The sequence below is a fragment of the Nocardiopsis sp. LDBS0036 genome, assembly GCF_041228755.1.
Taxonomy (GTDB): Bacteria; Actinomycetota; Actinomycetes; order Streptosporangiales; family Streptosporangiaceae; genus Nocardiopsis; species Nocardiopsis dassonvillei.
Genome location: NZ_CP141103.1, coordinates 4087661 through 4105553, shown reverse-complemented (window position 1 = coordinate 4105553; position 17893 = coordinate 4087661). Strand labels below are relative to the sequence as shown.

The window sequence follows — 17893 nt, the reverse complement described above, 5'->3', positions numbered from 1 at the left end:
AGGAGCCCGATTCCTCTCTGGCCTGAAGGCCAGAGTTTTCTCGAAAGGATTCAGATGACGACGAACCCCCGTTCGGGCGCCGACATCCTCGACCTGGCCCCGGTGATGCCGGTGGTGGTCGTCTCGGAGGCCGAGGCCGCCGTGCCGCTGGCCCGCGCGCTGGTGGCGGGCGGCCTGCCGGGCATCGAGGTGACCCTGCGGACCCCGGCCGCGCTGGAGGCCATCGAGCGGATCGCGGCCGAGGTGCCCGAGGCCGTGGTCGGCGCGGGCACCGTGGCCGCCCCCGCCCAGGCGGCCGCGGCCGCCAGGGCGGGCGCGCGCTTCCTGGTCAGCCCCGGGTGCACCGACGGGCTGGCGTCGGCCATGTCCGACACGGGCCTGCCCTTCCTGCCCGGCGTGGGCACCGTGTCCGAGGCCCTGGCGCTCCTGGAGCGCGGGGTGACGGAGATGAAGTTCTTCCCGGCCGAGGCCTCGGGCGGCGCGGCGTTCCTGAAGTCGCTGGCGGGGCCCCTGCCCCAGGTGCGGTTCTGCCCCACCGGCGGCATCACCGTCGCGTCGGCCCCCACCTACCTGGCCCTGCCCAACGTGGGCTGCGTGGGCGGCAGTTGGCTGACCCCGGCCGACCTGGTGGCGGCGGGGGAGTGGGAGCGGATCACCGGTCTGGCCAGGGAGGCCGCCGCCCTGTAGCGCCGCCCGCGCCCCGGCCCCGGCGGGGCCGGGGCGCCTCCTACTCGGAGTCGCCGAACCTGACCACCGTCAGCCAGACCAGCAGGACGCCCACGCCCGCCACGAGGGCGACCTCGGCCGCCCAGGGGATCTGCCAACCGAACCAGGAGATGCCGGGGTTGAACAGCGCCTCGGTCTCCGGTGAGGTGTCCAGGTGGGCGAAGACCGCCTGGCGCATGGGGTCGACGACGTAGGTGACGGGATTGACCAGTGTGATCGCGGTGAGCCAGGAGGGGAGGTTCCCGATGGGGAACATGGCGCCCGACAGCAGGACCAGCGGGGAGATGACCAGCTGGGCCATCCCCATGAACGCCTCACTGCCCCGGACCGAGATCGCGATGAGGACGCCCACCGCCGACGCGGTCAGCGCCACCAGGAAGGTGAGCCCGAACAGGGTCAGCATCAGCCCCGGCGCGTAGGGCACGCCCGCCAGGCCGGCCACCGCCAGGATGATGCTGGCCTGGAGGGTGGCCAGGACCGCGCCCGAGAGGATCTTGCCCAGGATCAGCGCGGAGCGCTTGGCCGGGGCGACGAGCATTCCGCGCAGGAAGCCGACCTCGCGGTCGGTGACGATGGTCGCCGCGGCGGACACCGCCGTCCCCATGACGGTCATGACGACCACGCCCGGGAACATCACGGCGGTCAGCGGGAGGTCGTCCTCGCCCCTCGGGATGAGGGAGCCGAAGCCCACCCCGATGACGAACAGCCACATCACCGACTGGAGCAGCATCGCCACGCCCCGGCTGACGTCGTGGACGAAGCGGAAGAGGTCGCGCTTGAGCACGACCCGGACCGTGCGCAGGTCGTGGCCGAGCCCGAAGGGCGAGGTGGGGAGCGGGCGCCGTCGCGTGGCCGTCATCTGGTCCTTGTCCTTGCTCGTGGTGGTGGGTGGTCGGTCCGGGCGCCCGTTACTCGGTCCAGACCGGCGCGGAGCCGATCCCCACCGGGCCGCCCTCCCGTCGCGACCGGCCCCCGGTGATGCGCGCGAGGAGCCGGGCCCCCGTCTGGAGCCAGTGGTCCCGGGAGACCGAGTAGTAGTGCAGGTCCCACAGCCGTCCCCGGAAGTAGACGTGGCCGGGGAGCGTCGCCTCCCTGGGCGTGGCGAACAGCGCCGAACCGAAGTGCATGAGGCTCGCGTCCGTGGTCAGCGCGTACACCTTCCTGATGTCGTCCCAGCGCGCGAACGCGTAGTTGACGAGGAGCATCATGGATTCGGCGCCGACCCCCACGGCGAGTCCGTCCGGGTCCATGAAGATGCCGATCTTCACGTGTCCGGCCGGGCTGCGCTCGCGGACCGAGGCGAACCCCAGGACCTCGCCGCTCCCGGCGGCCTCGATCTGGAGCACGGTGACGTCCGAACCGTCCAGCGCCCTGAAGGACGACTCGAAGCTGTCCCGGGCCGGGAGCGTCTCGATCCCGAGCCTCAGCAGCAGTTGGTACAGCCCGAGGACGTTGTCCTCCCCGATGGGGCGGAACCGGACACGGGGGGTTTCGAGGTGGAGGGGGATCATCGCCGACTGCCCTGGCCTTTCCGTGGGACCGTCGGGCGTGGCAGCCCGGGGGAGAGGCCATCCTTGCACGCGCCCCCGGTTGTGGGAGCGCTCCCATGGCGTGACCGGCGCGGAAGGGCGGGAGAAAGCCCCTGAACGTCCTCGCGTGAAATCCCGAGAAAGGGCGTCGCGCGTCCGGGAAGGGTCCGCGGGCCTCGCGCGCGTAAACGTCCCGCCGGCGGGACGTGCGGTTCCGTGCCTTTCCCTTGCGCCCGCGGAAACCCTTGCCTAGGTTCTGGCGAGTCCTGTCGGAAAAGCATCCGAGAAAGGTCGAACCATGATCATTTCCGATGTCCTCTCCCTCCAGTCCCTGGGCGTGCGGTTGGAGGCGGAGGCCCTCCTCAACAGCGGTCTGAGCTATGTCGGCTGCAGCGGCGACGTCATCGTCAGGCCTGCCTGAGGCCTGGCGCGCCATGCGGAAGGGGTTCTGCCGATGATCCCACCAAAGGAGGACGGGAGCTGTTCGGGAGAGCGCGGGAACCTCTCTTGTGGGTGGTCCCGAGTTCTTCTATGTTCCTTTCGTGCCGGCACCCCCGTCCATTCTCTTCCGAGGAGGGAACATGCCCCTTTCCGACGTTCTCGATTTGCAGGGTTTCGAGATCGCTGTCGACGAGAGCACCATGCTGAACAGCGGACTCAGCCTCGTCGGATGCAGCGGTGACGTGATCGTCCGCCCCGCCTAGTCCCCCCCCACGGGAGCGCCGCGGAGGCGTCCTGCTCCGCGGCGCTCTCCCCGACGTCCGGCCGGGCGTGTACGACCCGGCCCGCGAGAGGTCGTGTCCGATGATCTTCCCCCACACCGGCTCCGCCGACGCCGTGCTCGACCCCACCGACACCAGGAGGGGTGGCAGGGTGTACGACGAACTCGTCGGGCACGGCGTGGCCGGAGTGCCCGGACGCGAGGTGTTCGAGGCCCTGTGGCCGGGCGTGTACGACCAGGTCGGCGCGCAGTTCCTCGTGCGCGTCCCGGGCTCCGGGCGCGTCGCGGGCTACGCCTCCCTGCACGGGTTCAACTTCCAGGCGCGTCACGGCTGCTGCTCCCTGGCGGCGGACGAGGCGGTCCTGGGACCGCGGGGCGCCACCGACGCCCACGCGCTCACCGTCAACTACGCGTTCTCCATGTGGAACCTCAGGAAGCTCTACCTGTGGACCCTGGAGGAGGACCCCTCCGCGTTGCGCCGCACCGGGGTCGAGGTCCGGCTGGAGGGCTCCCTGCCCGAGTACGTGCTCGTCGGGGGCACACTGCGCACGGCCCGCGTCTTCGCGGTCTACCGGGACGCGTGGGAGCGGACCGGGACCGGTTTCGTCGACGGGCGCGTCGGCCGGGCGGACCCCGCGTGAGGGTCCCGGCCCGCGGGGCCGGGGCGCCCGCGTCCGCGCGCCCGACACGGGGCGCCCTACGTACGGAGGACTGTTGGAGAACACGTCGGTGAACGGCTCCGGCCCGCGGGCCATGGTCCGCGCGCGCGGACTGACCAAGCGCTTCGGTGAGGTCGAGGCCGTCAGGGGGGTGGACCTGGACGTGGCCCCCGGCGAGCTGTTCGGCCTCCTCGGGCCCAACGGAGCGGGCAAGTCCACGCTGATCGGCATGCTCTCGACCCTGGTCACACCGACCTCCGGGACGGGCTCGATCGCGGGTTTCGACATCGTCCGGGAGCGGCCCGACGTGCGCCGCAGCATCGGCCTGGTGTTCCAGGAGCAGACCCTCGACCGCTACCTGACGGGTTGGTACAACCTCAGGTTCCACGCGGAGATCTACGGGGTGCCCCCGGGGGAGGTCGACGAGAGGGTCTCCCGGGCCCTGCGGGACGTGGGCCTGTGGGAGGACCGGGAGAGGCTCGCGGGAACCTACTCCGGCGGTATGCGGCGACGGTTGGAGATCGCCAGGGGGCTGCTGCACGGTCCGCGCCTGCTGTTCCTGGACGAGCCGACCGCCGGGCTCGACCCCCGCTCCAGGGAGGCCATCTGGGACCGGGTCAGGGAGCTCAACGAGCGCGAGGGCGTCACCGTGCTCATGACCACGCACTACCTGGAGGAGGCGGAGAACTGCGGCCGCATCGCCATCATCGACGGCGGTGGGATCGTCACGGTCGGCAGCCCCGCCGAACTCAAGGCGGGGATCGGGCGGGACCGCGTGGAGATCGTCGCGCGCGACCCCGGGGCGCTCTGCGAGCGGCTCCGGTCGATCCTGGACACGGCCCCGGTGGTCGAGGGCGACACCGTCTGGTTCACGGTGGCCGACGGGCGCCGGTTCGTCCCCCGTCTGTTCGCCGAGGCGGACACCGAGATCACGTCGGTTCAGGTCAGGTCGCCCTCGTTGGACGACGTCTTCCTCGCCCACACCGGCCGGGGCATCAACACCCCCGCGGAGGAGCGCGGCCGGGGGGCCGAGCCCTCCGTCGAGGGGGCCGGGCGGTGACCTCTCCCCCTACGATGACGGCATGGCTGAGGTAAGCGCGCGCGACGGCTCGTGGTCCTTCGACGGCGCGGCCGTGTGGATCACTCCGGGCCGCAGGTCCCACCAGCTGCGCCGTGCCCTGGGCGTGGTCTCGCTGCCGCTGCCCGCGCTGGCGGGCGTCGTCCTCGAACCCCGGCGCGGAGGCGGGACCCTGCGGGTGCACCTCCGCCCGGGCGCCGACCCCTTCACCGAGGTCACCCGGGGCCTGTTGGCCCGCAGGGGCGATCCGTACCAGCTCAGGGTCGGCCGCTCCCGCGTCCTGGTGGCCGAGTACTTCGCCGAGACCGTCACCGAGGAGCTCGCCGCCCTGCCCCCGAGAGCGCCCCGGACCGGTACCTGGTCGGGGCCCCCGGGGCTCCGGTGCGTTCCGAAGCGGGTGACGCGTCCGTCGTCTTCGACGGGACCCACGTCTACATCAGGCCCAACTGGAAGGCGGAGGCGGCCAAACGCGCGGCGGGCCCCCAGCAGCTCGCGCTGGAGGACATCGCCGAGGTGCGGTGGACCTCCGTGGCGGGCGGCCACGACGGCAGCCTGAGGTTCGTGACGGCGGACGGCCGCGGCGACCGCACCGAGCCCCGGTACGACCCCTTCTCCGTCCACTGGAGCCAGTGGGGCCGCGACTACGAGGGCGGGACCACGGCCGCGGTGGCCACGGCAGTGGCCGCGCGGCTCCCCCACCCGTCGGCGCGGCGGGGGGAACTCGGGGGCTCCGCCCGGCGCGCGCTGCCGGAGGGGGAGGAGCGCTGAGCCGGATCAGCCGTCGCGGCGCCGGGCCACCCACAGCCCGTGCGCGAACGGTTCGGTCCTCAGGTGCTCGGCCTCGCACCCGGCCCCCTCGAAGGCCGCCGCGTACTGCTCCGGGGTGAACAGGGACATCTCCGTCGACTCGGTGGCGTGGCGCAGCCCCTCCGCGGGGTCGGCCACGGCGTAGTGCACGACGATCGACATCCGGTCGCGCCGCCCGGGCACGGAGGCGGAGTGGGACAGGCGCATGATCGTGCGGTCGCCGTCCTCCACCACGTCCCGTGAGACGTACCCGGGCGTGAAACCGTCCGGGCCGATCCAGGGTTCCAGGAGGAGGAGCCCTCCCGGGTTCAGGTGGTCCGCGAGGGACCGGACCACGGCGGCCAGTTCCGCCTCCGACTCCAGGTGCGGGACGGCGAACAGGTAGGTGATGGCGTCGAAACGCGCCTCCAGCGCCGTCTCCCGCAGGTCCGAGCACCAGGTCCGCAGGCCCGGGACGCGCGCCCGGGCCAGCGCCAGCATCTCCCGCGACCCGTCCAGGCCCGCCACCTCGTCGAAGCGCTCCGCGAACGCGCGCAGGTGCAGGCCCGTCCCGCACGCCACGTCCAGCAGCGAGGCGGAGCCGGGCCGCCGCTCCCGGACGATCTCGCCGATCCGGTCGGCCTCGGCGGCGTAGTCCTTGCCCCGGTGGATCATCACCGCGTCGTAGACGGCGGCGTAGTAGGTGTCGTACATCCGATCGGTCCTTCGTCCATGGTCGGCGGACCCGGGGCGCCTGACGCCCCGGCCGCGGACCGTCCGGTCCGGTTCCGCGGCCTAGGGGGCCTCGGAGAAGAAGGGGAGGAACGGCCGGCCGCCCCCCTCGGCGGCGGCCAGGGCGAGGAGTACGCCCGCTCCGCCCGTGGCCAGGTCCATCGACAGCCGCGGCACCCGGCCGCCGTGGAAGGCGGTCTGCCCCCGGAAGGGCAGGGCGTACCACTCCAGTTCGGCGATCCGGGAGCGCAGCGCCTCGGGCGCTCCGCCCAGCCGGGCCAGCGCCGCCACCTGGCCCGCCTTGCCGTGGAACAGGTCCGCCTGGGCGTACAGCAGGGTGTGGCACGAACGGGTCAGCGCGGGGAGGCTCTCGGCGCAGCGCCCGTCCTCGCGGTGCTCCAGGAACTCCTTGACGACCAGGGCGACGCCCAGCCCCCCGGCGTCGATGTTGGGCAGGGCCCGCGCCCCGCGGTCGCGTACCAGCAGGGTGCCGTCCGGGGCCGAGACGCACTGGTCCAGGTCCAGGTGCAGGGCCCGCGCCGCGGTGTCGAGCCAGAGGCCGTCCCCCGTCGCCCGGTACAGGTTCAGCAGGGCCAGGGCCACGCCGCTCCATCCCCGCATGAGCCCCGCGCGTCCGGGCCTCGGGGGCTCCGTGGCCGCCTCCGCCTCCGCGACCGCCTCCGAGAGCCGCCCGCCCAGGGCGAGGGCGCGGGTCATGCGCGCGTCGCCCGCGCCGCCCCGGGAGAGGTGGACCAGCGCGGCGCACACGCCCGCCATGCCGGAGAAGAGGGAGATCCCGCCGCACTCGTCCCCGGCGTGGCGCTCCAGCAGGTCGTCGGCCTCGTCGCGGTGGCCGAGGTGGTCCAGGACGTAGGCCAGGCCGCTGACGCCGTCGTAGAAGCCCTGGCCGGGGGAGCGCAGCCGCCGCGCGGCGGAGACCAGCCACTCCTCGTGCTCCGGGAAGCGGTCCCCGCCCGCGCGCTCCAGCGCCCACAGGACACCGGCCGCGCCGTGGGCCACGCCGTAACCGCCGGAGAGGAACTGCTGGAGGTCCCCGGGGAACAGCCGGTCGGTCCGCTCCGGGGTCGCGGAGGCGGTGATGCCCGCCGCGACGGAGCCGAGGGACACGGGCGGGCGCCCGGGGGCCTCCTCCGGGCGCTCCGGGACCAGTTCGCGCTCGATCTCGTCGGCCCACTCGCGGGGGACGGGGTAGAGCTCGCGGAGCACGTCCACCAGCTCCGCGGCCTTGTGCGGAGACAGGGCGGTGATCCGGGAGAAGGGCAGGAAGACCGACAGGCGGGTCGCGGCCAGGGCGTACCGGTCGACCGCGGTGCCGACCCGGTCGGCGCTGGCGAACCCGGGGGCTCCGAGCGGCGCCCGGTGCCCCTCCCTCTTCGCGTCGAAGGCCAGTTCGTAGTCGATCAGGCAGACCTCGTCGTCCTCGTCCACCAGCACGTTGTTGGCGTGCAGGTCCGCGAAGACCAGGCCGCGGTCGTGGACGGCGTCGAGGATGGCCTCCAACCGGCCCAGGATGCGCAGGGCGCGCCCGGTGAAGGCGGCGAGGGAGTCGGCGTCGGCGTACGCCTCGGTGACGCCGGGGTGGTGCACGGCGCACCAGGAGCCCAGGGTCCGGCCCTCCTTGTACTCCTGGACCAGGAAGCGGTGGCCGCCCAGGGTGAAGCTGTCCAGGAACCGGGGCACGCCGGGCACCCCGTCCAGACGCCGCAGGTTCTCCTCCTCCCGTGTCTGGCGGGACACCGCGTCGCGCAGCTCGCGGTCGAGCCCGGCGTGGGGACGGGCCTCCTTGAGCACGACCCGGGTCCCGTCCTCCTCGCGGCGTCCCAGGTAGATCCCTCCGCCGTTGGAGAAGTGCAGGGCCCTGTCGATGAGGTAGGGCACGCGCTCCCCGGTGGAGCGGGCGTCGAGGTGCGGCTGGAGGAAGGAGGGGAGCACCACCCAGGGAGGCGGGGTGAACGAGGGCAGCCGGCGGTCCGGCACCAGCGCTCCGTCGGGGTCGCGCAGCGCCGGGACCCGGGAACCGTGCTCGTCGAGGCACCACATCTGGCGGAAGGCGCCGTATCTGACGTGCAGGGGCCCCCGATCCCACCGCAGGTCGCTCAGGACGTAGGGGCCCGGCTGCCCTCCCACGCGCGCGGAGAGCGCGTGCAGGGTCCGTTCCAGCTCCTCCTCGTCGCGGGGGTAGACGGTGAGCAGCTTGCCGCTGGAGGCCCGGGGGGCGTACTTGGTGTTGGCCGCGACCAGGATGTTCCTGTTCAGCAGGTACTTGAACACCAGGCCGTGCTCCGTGCAGTGGTCCCACACCTCGCGGCAGACCGCGTCCGCGTTGTCCACGGTCGCCGAGACGTGGATCTTCCATCCCTGCTCGGGCAGGTCCGGAGCCTCCGGGGAGACGACGTGCCACAGGCCGTCGCGCTCGCGCCGCCAACCCGGGGGCGGGTCCAGCCTCGTGACGGAGAGGTCCGCCGGGGCCACGAGGGCGTTGGGGGAGTCGTCCGTGAGCCTGCTCGGCTCCTCGAAGAACAACGGGTCCGCGAGCGTGTACATCTCGACCAGGTCGAGCATGGGGGGCTTCCCTCCGGGATGGGCGGTGTGGCGGGTGCTGCGTCCGGCTCGCGGGCGGCGGCTCAGCCGCGGTCCGGGCCCTCGGACCGTCTCGAACGCGGTCCGCGCGCGATCCGGTCGAGGATGGGCGCCCCTTTGGCGGTCCAGGCGGCGCGGGAGACCGAGTAGAAGTGCAGGTCCCACAAACGGCCCTGGAAGTAGACGTGCCGGGGGAGGGACGCCTCCCGGGGGGTGGTGGCGAGCGCCGAACCGAATTTCCCCAGACTCGCGTCCGTCGTCAGAACGTATACCTTCCGCAGGTAATCCCAGTGGGCGAAGGCGTAGTTGACGAGCATCATCATGGACTCGGCCCCCACACCCACGGGAAGACGGTCCGTGCGCATGAAGATGCCCAGTTTCACGTGCCCCGCCGGATCGTGTTCGCGAATCGACGCGAAACCGAGGACCTCGCCCGTACTGCGGAATTGGATCTCGAATACGTCGACGAAGCGCTTGGCCACCGAGTGGTAGGACTCGATGAAGGCGTCTCGTGACGGAAGGCTTTCCAGGCCCAGTTCCACGAGGAGGTCGTAGAGTTCTCCGACCTTCTCCGGGGCGATGGGACCGAACCTGATACGCGGGGTCTCCAGGTGCAGTGTGAGCATGGCGCCACACCCTAGTGTCCGCGCCGAGGCGCGGATCCCCCCTCCCGCCGCGCGGCGTCCCGCCGGCGGGACAGCCGCCGCGTCCGGGGCCCCGGTCCGGTCCGCCTTCTTGTCGAGCCGGAGGAATTGTCCTAGGTTCTGTCCCGCCAGTGTCGGCCCACGCGAAGGAAAGGAGGCCAGCCATGGTTCTCTCTGACGTTCTGTCCCTTCAGGAGATGGACACCGTCCTCGATGAAGCCGTTCTGCTGAACAGCGGTCTCAGCTACGTCGGTTGCAGCTGATTCCTCTGATGCGCTGTGGAGAAATCCATTCTTCACAGCGCTTTTCTCTGCCCCGTTCGGGGCGACGGGAGATGTGGTGCAGGAGATCGTGTTTCCGCATATCGTGACGCGCGCCGTCAGGTTCGCCTCCACGGCGGAGAGGTCGGGGGAGGCGGTCCACGACGAGCTCTCGCGGCACGGGCTGGGGGGCCTTCCCAGCAGGGACGTCTTCGCGTCCCTGTGGCCCAAGGAGTTCGAGGGCGTGGCCGCGCAGTTCCTCGTGGAGGAACCGGGGTCGGGAAGGGTCGGGGGCTACGCCTCCCTCCACTCCCTCAATCCGCTGGGGCGCTATGTCAAGTGCTCCGTGGCCGCGGACCCGGAGGTACTGGGCTCAGAGGGCGTGGCCCACGCCCACGCCCTCGCCGTGAACTACGCCTTCGCGATGTGGAACATCCGGAAGGTCTACTTCTGGGTGGTCGACAGCGGGCTGCCCGCCCTGCGGGCGAGCGGCGTCGAGGTGCACCGGGAGGGGACGCTCTCCGAGTACGTGCTCGACGGCGAACGGCTGCGCTCGGCGCGGATCTTCGCCGTCTACCGGGAGGCGTGGGACGCGGACGGGGCCGGTTACGTCCGGGACGCGGCGGCCGGGAGGGCGGCGTGAGCGCGGCCCCGAGGACGGGTCCCCTCCGGCGGGGAGCGCCGGGATGAGGGTGCTGTTCGCGACGCAGGCGGAGCGGACCCACTTCCTGGGGCTGGTGCCCCTGGCGTGGGCGCTGCGCGCCGCGGGCCACGAGGTCCGGGTGGCCAGCCAGCCCCATCTGGAGTCCGTCGCGGCGGGGGCGGGGCTGCCCTTCACCGCCGTGGGCCGCGACCACCACTTCGCCAGGATCAGCCGGGACGGCCGGGCGGACCGGCACCTGGACTTCGACATGGCCGAGGACCGCGACGAGGTCCTGACCTGGGACCACCTCCTCCAGGGCTACCGCGGGGTGGTCACCTGGTGGTGGCGGACGGTCAACGACCCCATGTTCGACGACCTGGTCGCCCTCTGCCGCGAGTGGCGCCCCCACCTGGTCGTGTGGGAGCCGTCCACCTACGCCGCCCCCGTGGCGGCCCAGGCGTGCGGTGCCGCACACGTGCGCCACCTGTGGAGCGTGGACCTGTTCAGCAGGGTCCGCCGGACCTTCCTGGCGCGGATGGGCGAGCAGCCCGCCTCACAGCGGGAGGACCCCCTGGCCGCGTGGCTGGGGACCAGGGCGGCCCGGTACGGCGTGGACTTCTCCGAGACCCTGGTCCACGGCCAGGCCACCGTCGAGCAGGTCCCCGCGTCCCTGCGGGTGGACACGCCCGCGCACCTGGAGTACCTGCCGGTGCGCTACGTGCCCTACAACGGACGCGCCGTCGTCCCCCACTGGCTGCGCACACAACCCGACCGCCCCCGGATCGGACTCAGCCTCGGCACGACGGCGGCGTTGCGCCTGGGCGGCTACACGGTCGACGTCGCGACCCTCCTGGAGGGTCTGGCCGAGCTGGACGTGGAGGTGGTGGCCACCCTGCCCGCCAGTGAGCAGGCCAAGCTCGGCGCCGTCCCCGGCAACGCCCGCCTGGTCGAGTACGTCCCCCTGCACGCCCTGGCCCCCACCTGCGCCGCCATGGTCACCCACGGCGGCCCCGGCACCGTCCTGACCGGCCTCGCCCACGGAGTCCCCCAACTCCTGTCACCCAACGCCCGGATGTTCGACATCCCGGTCCTCGCGGGGCTGGTGGAGGAGGCCGGGGCGGGCAGGGTCGTGGACCCCGACCGCCTGGACGCCGCCACCGTCGCCGCAGGCGTGCGCACCCTCCTGGAGGACCCCCGCCACACAAGCGCCGCCCGCGCCCTGCGCGCACGCATGGACGCCATGCCCACCCCCGCCGACCTCGCCCACACCCTCGCCGGCCTCACCCGCACCTGAACACGGACCGCGGGAGGAGCACTCAGACGCCGCCGCCACGGGCCGCCGCGATGCGCTCCAGCTCCGGCACCACCTGGTCCGGGGCGGGCACGGCCAGGGCCTCGTCGCGCACCAGCCCGGCCGCCGCGCGTACCTCCCCGCTGTCCAGGAGCTCCGTGAGGAGGTCGTCCACGCCCCGGGTGAGGACCTCCTCCACCGCCAGTACGCGCGCGGCCCCGCGCTCCCGGAGCGCCCGCGAGAGCGGAGCGGCGTCGAACTGCTCGGTGTTGAGCACGACCAGCTGCGGCAGTCCCTCGACCACGGCGTTGCAGCACACGTCGAAGCCGCCGCCGTGGACGATCAGCGAGCCGGAGCCCATGAGCATGTGGGCCGCCCCCGAGTCGGTCACCACCACGTCCTCGGGCAGGGCGGGCAGGGAGTCCCTGCGGGAGGCGGGGGAGAGGACGACGGCCTCGGCGCCGATCTCGGCGCAGGCGTCGATGACGTCCACCAGGGCGGCGGCGCCCTCGGCCGTCCTGCTCCAGGACCCCCAGTCCACCAGGACGCGCCGCCGCTCGGACCCGGCCCGTGCCCAGGAGGGCAGAACGGCGCTTCCGGCGTAGGGAACCGGGCGCACGCTCAGGTGGGTGCCCGTCTTCTCCAGTTCGCGCGGCCGCAGCGCCTCCGGGATCTGGTGGACGGAGAACTGGCCGAGTACGAGGTCCTCGGAGAACGCCACCCCGTGCCGGTCCGCGCTCTCCTCCAGCCAGCTCCTGAGCGGGTCGGGTCCGGGGGTGGCGTCGGCGGCCCCCAGGTACAGGCGCCGCATGCGCGAGAAGAGGTCCACGCTCCACAGGAACCGCCCGTGCGCGGCGCCGCACGCCTCCGCGGCGATCGCCGCGGAGTAGGTGTTGGGCTCCCACAGCACGAGGTCGGGGCGCCACTCGCGGCAGAAGGCGACCAGGTCCCGCTCCATCGGCTCGTTGACGAGCTTCCACCACCAGGTGACGTACTCCTCGTAGGCGTGGTGCAGTTTCTCCGGCACCAGCATCTCCGGCCGCTCCTCGGCCAGGTCGAAGATCGACTCGCCCTGCTGATCGCGGGCGTGGGCCAGCACCTCGGCCAGGGTGTGGTCGCCGCCGACCGGGACCACGGTCAGGCCCGTCTCCGCCGCGGCCTCGGTCATGGAGGGCTGGGTGACGATCCGGACCTCGTGCCCGGCGGCGCGCAGTGCCCACGCCGTCGGCACCATGCTAAAGAAATAAGCTTTGTCCGCGTAAGCCGCGACGACGATTCGCAACGTGTTCCCCACTTCCGAGATTTCGATGACCCGATGTTCCGAGGAGTGAAAGCCGACATCGATCCTTGACAAGTCCGGCCCGCGCCATGTTCATTGCGGGTGCTGCACTCCGGACTGTTCTCCTCTCCCGAGGCAGCGTGACGGTACTGTTGTGAGGATTCCTTCGGGAGAGGTTCGGAGAGCCTAGCACCGAGTGCCGGGTCCAGGCCGCTGACCAAAGCACCACGTCGCATCCGTGGTGTGCTTGCCCAGCAATATCGATGTTCGGCCACCGTTGGGAGTCACCATGAAAGGCATTGTGCTGGCAGGCGGTACTGGGAGCCGCCTATTCCCCACCACGCGAAGCGTCTCCAAGCACCTTTTCCCGGTTTATGACAAGCCGATGTTCTACTATCCGGTTTCCGTGCTCATGATGGCCGGAATCCGGGAGATCATGGTGATATCGAACGCAGAGAGCCTCCCCCTCATCCAGCAGGCCCTGGGTGACGGCGGCCATCTGGGAATAGAGATCGAATACGCGGTCCAGAAAGAGCCCAGGGGTATAGCCGAGGCGCTCCTCATCGGGCGGGACCACATTCGCGGAACCCGTAGCGCCCTAGTCCTGGGCGACAACATATTTCACGGCGAAGGGTTTCCGGACCTCCTCGGCAGGGCCGCAGCCTCCACTTCCGGCTGCACGCTGTTCGGGTGCAAGGTGAGCGACCCCCGGCATTACGCCGTGGCGGGCTTCGGCGAAAAGGGCAGGTTCGTCTCCCTGGTGGAGAAGCCCTCCGAGCCGGAGTCGGACTACGCGGTGACCGGGCTTTATTTCTATGACCAGGACGTGGTAGACATCGCTGAGCGGATCGAGCCGTCCGGGCGCGGAGAACTCGAGATCACCGATGTCAACCGCGCCTATCTGGAAATGGGCAGAGCCGAACTCGTGACCATGGGGAACGAGATAACGTGGCTCGACCTCGGCACGGAGGAATCCCTGCTGGAGGGGGGCCGGTACGTGTCCACCATGGCCCGGGAATCCGGAGTCCGAGTCGCCTGTCTTGAGGAGATCGCATTGCGCATGGGCTTCATCGGGGCCGATGAGTGCTATCGCCTTGGGGAGGAAATGCAGAATTCGCCTTACGGCGAGTACGTCATGGAGGCCGCCCGCCGGGCGGCCGGGGTATGGCAGGGTGCGGGCGTATGAAGATCCTGGTCACCGGTGGAGCCGGATTCATCGGTTCGAACTTCGTCAGGCGCGTGCTCGCAGGCGTTTATCCGCGCTTCGCGGACGCCGAGGTCGTGGTCCTGGACAAACTGACCTACGCGGGCACCACGGAGAGCCTCGCCTCCGTGGCCGACCACCCCCGGATGACGTTCGTCCAGGGGGACGTCTGCGACGAGCAGCTCGTCCGCGGCCTCATGCGCGGGGTCTCGACCGTGGTCCACTGCGCCGCCGAGACCCACGTCGACCGCTCCATCTCCGACGCGGGGTGCTTCGTGCGCACCAACGTCGTGGGCACGTTCCACCTGCTGGACAGCGCGCTCAACGAGGGCGTGGAGAACTTCGTCCTCGTCTCCACCGACGAGGTCTACGGAACCCTCAGCACGGGGTCCTGGGTCGAGACCGACCCCCTGGAGCCGAACTCCCCCTACTCGGCCTCCAAGAGCGCCTCGGACCTGCTGGCGCGGTCCTTCCACCGGACCTACGGGATGCGCGTCTGCGTGACCCGCTGCGCCAACAACTACGGGCCCTTCCAGTTCCCCGAGAAGATGATCCCCCTCTTCGTGACGAACCTCCTGGACGGCGTCCCGGTCCCCCTCTACGGGGACGGCGGCAACGTCAGGGAGTGGGTCCACGTGGACGACCACTGCGACGCCCTCGCCCTGGCGGCCGAGCACGGCGAGCCCGGCGAGGTCTACAACATCGGCGGCTCGGTCGGGAAGCGGAACCTGGAGGTCACCGAGGCGCTCCTGGAACTGCTCGGCCACGACGGCTCGATGATCCGCTTCGTGGCCGACCGCAAGGGCCACGACCGCCGCTACTCCGTGGACGGCTCCAAGGCCGAGACCAGGCTCGGGTACCGCCCCTCCGTCTCCTTCGAGGAGGGGCTGGCCCGCACCGTCGCCTGGTACACGGAGAACCGCGCGTGGTGGGAGCCGCTGAAGAAGCGCCTCCCCCAGCAGGACGACTGACGGGCTCCGCCCCGGGCCGCGTCCCGCCGGCGGGACACCGACCCGCGGGCGCGCCCCATCCGCACAGCTCCCGGACCGGTCCGGGACACGACCACGATCGGATCAGGACTCACGTGGCGGTTGACGAGCTGACCCCCGGCGACCTCATGGCGAAGCTGCCCAGGGCCCCCGAACTCACCGAGCGCCCGTGGACGGTGCGCTGGGACGAGGCGGACGAACCGGTCGACCGGTTGTTCGCCGAACTCCTCCCGCCCGAGACGGAGTTCTTCACCTCGGGGAGCACGGGGCGGCCGCGGTCCTGGTTCCGCACCCGTGAGCAGCTCATGGACGAGGCCCGTCTGCTCGCCGACCTGGTGGTCGGCCACCGCCCGGAGGCGGTCCTGTCCTTCGCCCCGCCCCGGCACGTCTACGGCATGCTCGCCAGCGTGCTGGTGCCCGCCTACCTGGGCGTGCCGGTCTGGTACGTCTCCCAGTTCGCGCCGCTCCCGCCGGTGGACGGCCGCCGCTGGGCGGTGATGGCCATCCCCTGGACCTTCCGCATCCTGCGGCAGCGCCGGGAGTGGCTCGCCTCCGCCGAGCACCTGGCCTTCGTGCACAGCACGGCGGTCCTGCCGCAGAGCGCGGTGGACCTGATGGCCGGTCTGGGGGACCGGGCGAGCCTGGTGGAGATCTTCGGGTCCACGGAGACCGGCGGCGTCGCCCACCGGGTGTGGGGTCCCAACGACCCGCCGTGGCGCCTCTTCCCCGACGTCGAGTTCGGCGGCGGGCCCGCCGCCCCGGCGGCGGAGGCGCCCCTGGTGGTGCGCAGCCCCCGTCTGGCCCGCCCCCAGGACGGGACGGCGGGCCCCGAGTGCCGCATGGACGACCACGTGGTCCGCGTGGGGGAGCGCGGTTTCGGTTTCGCCGGGCGCAGGACCCGGCTGGTCAACGTCAACGGCCGCCGCCTGGACCTGGACGCCATGGAGGAGACCCTGGCCGGCGCCCTGGAATGCGAGGACCTCGCCTGCGTCCCGGTGCGCGACCCCCTGACGGGGGAGCACTTCGACCTGCTGGTCGTACCGGGGGAGAACGGCGTCCCGGGCGCCGACGAGATGGCGCGGGCCCTGGACCAGATCGCGTACCGCCCCCGGAGGGTGTGCGCGGTGGAGCGGATCGACCGCTCCGAGACAGGCAAACTACGGCGCGTGCAGCCGACGCGCGCCCGCCCCGAAGGAGTGGACAGTTGACGCCTACGCCGAGCAGCCTGGCCGAGGTCCTCCGCCAGGCCGAACCGGACGCGCGCATCGGATGGACCGAGGAGGACCTCTCGCGCATGCGCGCCAGCGCCACGACCATGGCCAAGCACCTGGCCGAGGGCGCCGACGTCTACGGCGTCACGCGCGGCTTCGGCCCGCTCGTGGCCTTCCCCGCGGCGGAGTCCGCGGGCGAGCAGGGGGAGGGGCTCATCTCCCACCTCGGCAGCGCCCAGGGCGAGCCGCTCCCGCCCGAGGTCAGCAGGCTCGTGGTCGCGCTGCGCCTCACCAGCATGCGCCGGGGCTACTCGGCGGTCTCGGTCGACTTCTGGCAGGAGCTCGTCGGCCTGTGGAACCGGGGCTTCACACCCGTCATCCCGCGGGAGGGCACCGTCAGCGCGAGCGGCGACCTCCAGCCCCTGGCCAGCGCCGCCCTGGCCTTCGCCGGGCAGGGGGAGGCGTGGGTGTCCGACGGCCCCGGCCGGTGGTCCCGCGTGCCCGCCGACGAGGCCCTCGCCCGACTGGGCGCCGCCCCCGTGCGCTGGAGCGCCCGCGAGGCCCTCTCCTTCGTCAACGGCAGCGGGGTCAGCCTCGCGGTGACCCTGCACAACCACCAGCAGGTCGAGGACGTCGTGCGCGCCTCGGCGATGATGACGGCGCGGATGGCGGACCTGCTGGGGGCCAACCCCCAGGCGTACGCGCACGGTGTCGCCGAGGCCCGGGGACAGGCGGGCCAGACCGCGGTCGCGGCCTGGATCAGGTCCGACCTGCCCGCCGGAGCCGAGCGCGCGCCCTCGCGACCCCTCCAGGAGCCCTACAGCCTGCGGTGCGCGCCGCAGGTGCTGGGCGCGGTCCTGGACCAGCTCTCCGCCGCCTCGCGCATCCTGCTGCGCGAGGCGGTCGGGACCACCGACAACCCGGTCAGCCACGGTGACGAGGTCCTGCACGGGGGCAACTTCCACGCGATGCCGGTGGGGTTGTGCTCGGACCAGATCGGCCTGGCCCTCCAGCAGGTCGCCTACCTGGCCGACCGGCAGCTCTCCCTGCTCTGCGCCTCGGAGACCAACGGGGGCCTGCCCCCCATGCTCACCCCCCGGCCCGGCGCGGGCAGCGGTCTGGCCGGGGTCCAGGTGAGCGCCACCTCGTTCGTCTCGCGCATCCGCCAGCTCGTGACGCCCGCCAGCCTCACCGCCCTGCCCTGCAACAACGGCAACCAGGACCACGTGCCGATGGCGCTGAACGGCGCCAACTCCGTGGCCCAGGCGATCGAGCTGGCCTGGCTCGTCGTCGGTTCGCTCGGCGTGGGCCTGGCGCAGCTCGCCGCGCTCTCGGGCCGGTCCGAGGAGGCGGGGCCGTGGGCCCGGATCGCCGAGCTCAGCCCGCCGCTGGACCGCGACCGCCCCCTGGCCGCCGAGGTGCGGGCCGTGCGCGACGCCCTGGCCGAGGAGGCCGCCCGCAGAGCCGGCCGGTGGCCCCTGCCTGAGCTGTGACGGCGGCCGGGGCGGGCGCGCTCCGGCCCTTCGCTACCTTCGTCCCG

18 protein-coding genes and 1 pseudogene are annotated in these 17893 nt (G+C 72.3%); 13 read left to right on the top strand and 6 right to left on the bottom strand.

Annotated features, from left to right (window positions below; translation table 11 throughout):
- Positions 1–54 precede the first annotated feature (54 nt).
- Entirely contained in the window at positions 55–687 is a 633-nt protein-coding gene (eda, locus tag UIS43_RS17335) for a bifunctional 4-hydroxy-2-oxoglutarate aldolase/2-dehydro-3-deoxy-phosphogluconate aldolase (RefSeq protein WP_370010861.1), read from the top strand.
- Between the two features lie 40 nt (positions 688–727).
- Here eda and UIS43_RS17330 read toward each other — a convergent pair whose 3' ends face one another.
- Both UIS43_RS17330 and UIS43_RS17325 read right to left on the bottom strand, forming a co-directional pair.
- Positions 728–1585 (bottom strand): ABC transporter permease, encoded by an 858-nt coding sequence (locus UIS43_RS17330; protein WP_013155732.1) that lies wholly within the window; start codon positions 1583–1585, stop codon positions 728–730.
- Between the two features lie 49 nt (positions 1586–1634).
- Complete coding sequence (locus tag UIS43_RS17325; RefSeq protein WP_013155731.1) at positions 1635–2237, bottom strand: GNAT family N-acetyltransferase; 603 nt, start codon at positions 2235–2237, stop codon at positions 1635–1637.
- A gap of 316 nt (positions 2238–2553) precedes the next feature.
- Here UIS43_RS17325 and UIS43_RS17320 point away from each other — a divergent pair, with 316 nt between their 5' ends.
- The 6 genes and pseudogenes from UIS43_RS17320 to UIS43_RS17295 all read left to right on the top strand — a co-directional run bounded on the left by UIS43_RS17320 (position 2554) and on the right by UIS43_RS17295 (position 5481).
- Entirely contained in the window at positions 2554–2676 is a 123-nt protein-coding gene (locus tag UIS43_RS17320; protein ID WP_013155730.1) for a hypothetical protein, read from the top strand.
- A gap of 184 nt (positions 2677–2860) precedes the next feature.
- Entirely contained in the window at positions 2861–2959 is a 99-nt protein-coding gene (locus UIS43_RS17315) for a SapB/AmfS family lantipeptide (RefSeq protein WP_232532409.1), read from the top strand.
- 100 nt (positions 2960–3059) lie between these two features.
- Positions 3060–3617: a GNAT family protein gene (locus UIS43_RS17310; RefSeq protein WP_013155728.1), complete on the top strand. Its 558-nt coding sequence runs from the start codon at positions 3060–3062 to the stop codon at positions 3615–3617.
- Positions 3618–3690: 73 nt separating this feature from the next.
- A complete protein-coding gene (locus UIS43_RS17305; RefSeq protein ID WP_358169516.1) occupies positions 3691–4695 on the top strand; it encodes an ATP-binding cassette domain-containing protein in 1005 nt (334 codons plus the stop codon).
- Positions 4696–4717: 22 nt separating this feature from the next.
- Positions 4718–4966 (top strand): annotated as a pseudogene (locus UIS43_RS17300) (DUF4429 domain-containing protein); the annotation flags it as partial.
- A gap of 128 nt (positions 4967–5094) precedes the next feature.
- Positions 5095–5481 (top strand): DUF4429 domain-containing protein, encoded by a 387-nt coding sequence (locus UIS43_RS17295; RefSeq protein WP_370010856.1) that lies wholly within the window; start codon positions 5095–5097, stop codon positions 5479–5481.
- Between the two features lie 6 nt (positions 5482–5487).
- On the opposite strand, the gene UIS43_RS17290 is transcribed toward UIS43_RS17295, so the two are convergent.
- From UIS43_RS17290 to UIS43_RS17280, 3 genes are all read right to left on the bottom strand, one after another.
- On the bottom strand, positions 5488–6213 hold the full coding sequence (locus tag UIS43_RS17290) for a class I SAM-dependent methyltransferase (protein ID WP_013155725.1): 726 nt from the start codon (positions 6211–6213) through the stop codon (positions 5488–5490).
- A gap of 81 nt (positions 6214–6294) precedes the next feature.
- Positions 6295–8814, bottom strand: coding sequence for a class III lanthionine synthetase LanKC (gene lanKC / locus UIS43_RS17285; protein WP_370010853.1), 2520 nt, complete (start codon positions 8812–8814; stop codon positions 6295–6297).
- A gap of 62 nt (positions 8815–8876) precedes the next feature.
- On the bottom strand, positions 8877–9458 hold the full coding sequence (locus UIS43_RS17280) for a GNAT family N-acetyltransferase (RefSeq protein ID WP_013155723.1): 582 nt from the start codon (positions 9456–9458) through the stop codon (positions 8877–8879).
- A 384-nt stretch (positions 9459–9842) separates the two neighbouring features.
- On the opposite strand from UIS43_RS17280, the gene UIS43_RS17275 reads away from it, so the two are divergent.
- Together UIS43_RS17275 and UIS43_RS17270 are read left to right on the top strand one after the other, a co-directional pair.
- The gene (locus UIS43_RS17275; protein WP_232051606.1) at positions 9843–10379 is read left to right on the top strand and encodes an N-acetyltransferase; all 537 of its coding nucleotides are present in this window, start codon (positions 9843–9845) and stop codon (positions 10377–10379) included.
- A 43-nt stretch (positions 10380–10422) separates the two neighbouring features.
- Positions 10423–11673: an activator-dependent family glycosyltransferase gene (locus UIS43_RS17270; protein WP_370010851.1), complete on the top strand. Its 1251-nt coding sequence runs from the start codon at positions 10423–10425 to the stop codon at positions 11671–11673.
- Positions 11674–11695: 22 nt separating this feature from the next.
- Here the strand turns inward: UIS43_RS17270 and UIS43_RS17265 are convergent, their stop codons facing one another.
- Positions 11696–12904 carry a nucleotide disphospho-sugar-binding domain-containing protein gene (locus UIS43_RS17265; RefSeq protein WP_049800332.1) on the bottom strand — a complete coding sequence of 403 codons (1209 nt, stop codon included), beginning with the start codon at positions 12902–12904 and terminating at the stop codon, positions 11696–11698.
- Between the two features lie 334 nt (positions 12905–13238).
- Here UIS43_RS17265 and rfbA point away from each other — a divergent pair, with 334 nt between their 5' ends.
- The 4 genes from rfbA (at position 13239) to UIS43_RS17245 (ending at position 17846) form a co-directional block, all read left to right on the top strand.
- Positions 13239–14135 (top strand): glucose-1-phosphate thymidylyltransferase RfbA, encoded by an 897-nt coding sequence (gene rfbA, locus UIS43_RS17260; protein ID WP_013155718.1) that lies wholly within the window; start codon positions 13239–13241, stop codon positions 14133–14135.
- Positions 14132–15124: a dTDP-glucose 4,6-dehydratase gene (gene rfbB / locus UIS43_RS17255; protein WP_013155717.1), complete on the top strand. Its 993-nt coding sequence runs from the start codon at positions 14132–14134 to the stop codon at positions 15122–15124. Before rfbA ends, rfbB begins: the two co-directional genes overlap by 4 nt.
- 113 nt (positions 15125–15237) lie before the next feature.
- A complete protein-coding gene (locus tag UIS43_RS17250; protein ID WP_013155716.1) occupies positions 15238–16350 on the top strand; it encodes a class I adenylate-forming enzyme family protein in 1113 nt (370 codons plus the stop codon).
- Entirely contained in the window at positions 16347–17846 is a 1500-nt protein-coding gene (locus tag UIS43_RS17245) for an aromatic amino acid lyase (protein WP_370010846.1), read from the top strand. Before UIS43_RS17250 ends, UIS43_RS17245 begins: the two co-directional genes overlap by 4 nt.
- The last annotated feature ends 47 nt before the right edge of the window (positions 17847–17893 follow it).

Excerpts from the sequence above, each read along its gene's own strand:
- UIS43_RS17310 (WP_013155728.1), top strand. The coding sequence starts at position 3,060 with ATGATCTTCCCCCACACCGGCTCCGCCGACGCCGTGCTCGACCCCACC.
- lanKC (WP_370010853.1), bottom strand. The coding sequence starts at position 8,814 with ATGCTCGACCTGGTCGAGATGTACACGCTCGCGGACCCGTTGTTCTTC.
- eda (WP_370010861.1), top strand. The coding sequence starts at position 55 with ATGACGACGAACCCCCGTTCGGGCGCCGACATCCTCGACCTGGCCCCG.
- rfbB (WP_013155717.1), top strand. The coding sequence starts at position 14,132 with ATGAAGATCCTGGTCACCGGTGGAGCCGGATTCATCGGTTCGAACTTC.
- UIS43_RS17270 (WP_370010851.1), top strand. The coding sequence starts at position 10,423 with ATGAGGGTGCTGTTCGCGACGCAGGCGGAGCGGACCCACTTCCTGGGG.
- UIS43_RS17325 (WP_013155731.1), bottom strand. The coding sequence starts at position 2,237 with ATGATCCCCCTCCACCTCGAAACCCCCCGTGTCCGGTTCCGCCCCATC.
- UIS43_RS17265 (WP_049800332.1), bottom strand. The coding sequence starts at position 12,904 with ATGGTGCCGACGGCGTGGGCACTGCGCGCCGCCGGGCACGAGGTCCGG.
- UIS43_RS17290 (WP_013155725.1), bottom strand. The coding sequence starts at position 6,213 with ATGTACGACACCTACTACGCCGCCGTCTACGACGCGGTGATGATCCAC.
- UIS43_RS17320 (WP_013155730.1), top strand. The coding sequence starts at position 2,554 with ATGATCATTTCCGATGTCCTCTCCCTCCAGTCCCTGGGCGTGCGGTTG.
- UIS43_RS17280 (WP_013155723.1), bottom strand. The coding sequence starts at position 9,458 with ATGCTCACACTGCACCTGGAGACCCCGCGTATCAGGTTCGGTCCCATC.
- rfbA (WP_013155718.1), top strand. The coding sequence starts at position 13,239 with ATGAAAGGCATTGTGCTGGCAGGCGGTACTGGGAGCCGCCTATTCCCC.
- UIS43_RS17330 (WP_013155732.1), bottom strand. The coding sequence starts at position 1,585 with ATGACGGCCACGCGACGGCGCCCGCTCCCCACCTCGCCCTTCGGGCTC.